General features: G+C 59.7%; 1 pseudogene. It reads right to left on the minus strand.

The features are described from left to right. Nucleotides 1-192: pseudogene (locus tag ACH107_RS33760) on the minus strand (ATP-binding protein); the annotation flags it as partial. Nucleotides 193-293: the final 101 nt, after the last annotated feature.

The following is a 293-nucleotide window of genomic DNA, read 5'->3' on the forward strand; positions in this document are numbered from 1 at the left end:
GTTGCAGCGCGCCAGCTCCAGCACCTGCATCTTGTTGAGCTTGGGGATTGCCTTGAAGTCGAAACTGTCGAGGCTTTTGGTGGCCGGGAACTTGGCCGCCTTGATGCGGCGCTCGACCATCCGTCGCTCGCGATCGATCAGCTCCAGTTCGACCAGGCGCGTCAGGAACTGGACGTGGTCCAAGCCCTCGGCAGTGAACCAGACCGGGTTTACCGGAGAGCCAAAAGCTCAGAAGGTAAGCTATGACCAAAGGGAACCCAGGGAACCGTTTTTCGACAGAGGTACGTGCGCGC

It is taken from the genome of Roseovarius halophilus (ex Wu et al. 2025) (assembly GCF_047086965.1).